The 2,747-nt window shown below is 53.6% G+C and carries 2 protein-coding genes; one reads left to right on the forward strand and one right to left on the reverse strand.

Annotated elements, in window-relative coordinates:
• Window positions 1–1,263, reverse strand: a 1,263-nt coding sequence (gene eno / locus ABQ298_08050; protein MEQ9824321.1) for a phosphopyruvate hydratase, incomplete at its 3' end; no start/stop codon positions are given.
• Window positions 1,264–1,522: 259 nt separating this feature from the next.
• On the opposite strand from eno, the gene ABQ298_08055 reads away from it, so the two are divergent.
• Window positions 1,523–2,662: a hypothetical protein gene (locus ABQ298_08055; protein ID MEQ9824322.1), complete on the forward strand. Its 1,140-nt coding sequence runs from the start codon at window positions 1,523–1,525 to the stop codon at window positions 2,660–2,662.
• Window positions 2,663–2,747 lie beyond the last annotated feature (85 nt).

Below are 2,747 nucleotides of genomic sequence, written 5' to 3' on the forward strand. Positions count from 1 at the left end.
AAAAAGCGCTTTGAGCCCGTCTTCACCGAGCAGTTCTTCGATGCGAAGCAACTGGTTGTATTTGGCAAGACGGTCCGAGCGGCTCATGGAACCGGTCTTGATCTGACCACAGTTTGTTGCCACAGCGATGTCCGCGATCGTGGTGTCTTCAGTCTCACCGGAGCGGTGCGAAAGCACGCTGGTGTAGCCGTTTTCCTTGGCGAGTTCGACTGCGTCCAGGGTTTCGGTCAGTGAACCGATCTGGTTGACTTTGACCAGGATTGAATTTGCTACACCCAGGTCGATTCCCTTTTTCAGGAAGTTGGTGTTGGTAACAAACAAATCGTCGCCGACGAGCTGCACCTTGTCGCCGAGGCGTTCGGTGAGCAGTTTCCAGCCATCCCAGTCTTCCTCGGCGCAACCGTCCTCGATGGAAATGATCGGGTAGCGGTCGCAGAGGTCGGCCAGAAAATCCACCATTTCAGCGCTGGTTTTGACGGAACCATCGCTCTTGCTGAACACATACTTGCCATCCTTGTAGAATTCGGAGGAAGCAACGTCCAATGCGATGAAAACTTCTTCACCAAACTTGTATCCCGACTTTTCAACCGCTTCCTGAATCACCTGCAGGGCGTGCTCGTTTGAGTCCAGGACCGGAGCAAATCCGCCTTCATCTCCAACTGCGGTGGAGAGACCCTTGTCGTGCAGTACCTTCTTGAGAGTCTGGAAGATTTCGGCACCACAGCGAATCGCATCCTTAAACGTGGCCACGCCCTTGGGCATGATCATGAATTCCTGAATGTCGATCGGTGCATCCGAGTGGGCTCCACCATTGAGGATGTTCATCATTGGCACGGGCAGAACCTTGGCGTTGGGTCCACCCAGATACTGGAACAGTGGCTGCTCCAGCATATCCGCTGCCGCATGGGCCACTGCCATGGATACTCCCAGGATGGCGTTTGCGCCCAGTTTTGCCTTGTTGGGAGTGCCATCAAGCGCGAGCATGCAACGGTCAATAGCGACCTGGTCTGTTGCGTCCATGCCCACCAGTTCGGGGCAGATGATCTCGTTCACGTTCTTGACGGCCTGGAGCACACCCTTGCCTCCGAAGCGGCTCTTATCGCCGTCCCGAAGCTCGAGGGCTTCATTCACTCCCGTGCTCGCTCCCGACGGAACGGCGGCGCGTCCGACGACTCCACCTTCCAATTCGACGTCAACCTCAACGGTTGGGTTTCCCCGCGAGTCAATTATCTCTCTAGCTCTGATATCAACGATAGTTGTCATGATTCTCTATGGAATTAAGATTAGAAAATTTAATCCAGTTGTTTCGTCTAAATCATTGTTCTCCGATTGCCAACTCCTAAACACAAAAATCGCAGTTGGGATCGATTTGCCTGCAACGGCGGACATTTCATGGCTGGTTTGGGCCACAAATCCAGAAAAATTCTCGAAAATACGCGTATTTGAACGTTATTGTACTTCCAACGATCTAACGCTTGATACTAGAGTAAGAGTCCGCTTGTCCTTTTCTGGAACCATTCTGATGGATTTTCAACGTCGCATTTTTCGCATGATCCGCATGTCCGTGCCGGGGGTTGTTGCCTTGGCGGCTTCGCTGCTGCATGCATCTGGACTGGCTCCGATTTCGGATCACGCAACCAAGCTGCATCCCTTTGCTTCAGTTGGTCAAATCACGGCGGCATCGGGAGAACAGGCTTCCGGAACCTTGATTGCGGATCGGCTGGTGCTGACCAGTGCGGCCGCCTTCATTGAGCAGCTTGATGAAGCAGCGAATGGATCTTCATTTTCATGGAATTGGAAAGCTGAGGGAGATCGTGCGGCTCGGCGGTACGAAGTGGCGCGGGTGCATGTCTTTGACAATTTTATCAATTCGGCGCGACGTTCGGGTGTATCGACTCCGTCTGTGCTGCGTCGATCACTCTTGCTTCTGGAGTTGAGGAATCCTGTGGAAGGGATATCGGTTGCAACCAATGTGGAAACGATCTCCGGTAACGCCTACCGCATGGTGGTGGGATATGCAGCGGATCGATATGAGTCGCGCGATGCGCGAATCTCGCAACTGCACGCCACCCAATCCGGTGAAGCCGTCTATGCGCGTTTCGGCAGAGTGGAGGGGCGCCTCTACCAGACTGGAGATCTGAAAGCGGCGCAAGGTGCATTGGGAGGTCCCGTGTTGTCGTTCTACGATGGGCAGTGGTCCATCGATGGAATTGTGGTGGCCTCTGATGCAGCTTCGGGGGAATGCCTTGTGCTTGGGCTGGACCGGACCGCAGCAGATTTTATCGAAGCGACGATCTCCTCATCGAATGCGATAGTGCAAACACCTGATGAATCCATGTCTGCACAGGATGCCAATGGAACGGCAGAAGGTGCGATTCCGCTGACCTTTGGAGCAGGACGCAGTTTCAGCATTGCACCGGAGGCCGATGCGGATTTCCACCAATTCACCGTCGAACAGGAATCGGAAATAGTGATTGAATCTTTTGGTGATCTGGATGTTTCCGGACGCCTGCTCAATGCTGCACAGCAACTGGTCGTCAGTGATGATGATGGTGGCTCGGGCTTTAATTTCCGTATGGAGGTTCTGTTAACACCCGGGACCTATTACCTGCTGACAACTCCTTATTCGGGGGCGGTCACAGGAGATTATGGGATCAGATAGCGCAACCTCGGCACGACGGGATCCAACCTAGATGATGGTTTTACCACTTCCATGGTGCAGCATCTTCAGCTGGAAACCGAGACTG

It is taken from the genome of Puniceicoccaceae bacterium (assembly GCA_040224245.1).
Classification (GTDB): domain Bacteria; phylum Verrucomicrobiota; class Verrucomicrobiia; order Opitutales; family JAFGAQ01; genus JAKSBQ01.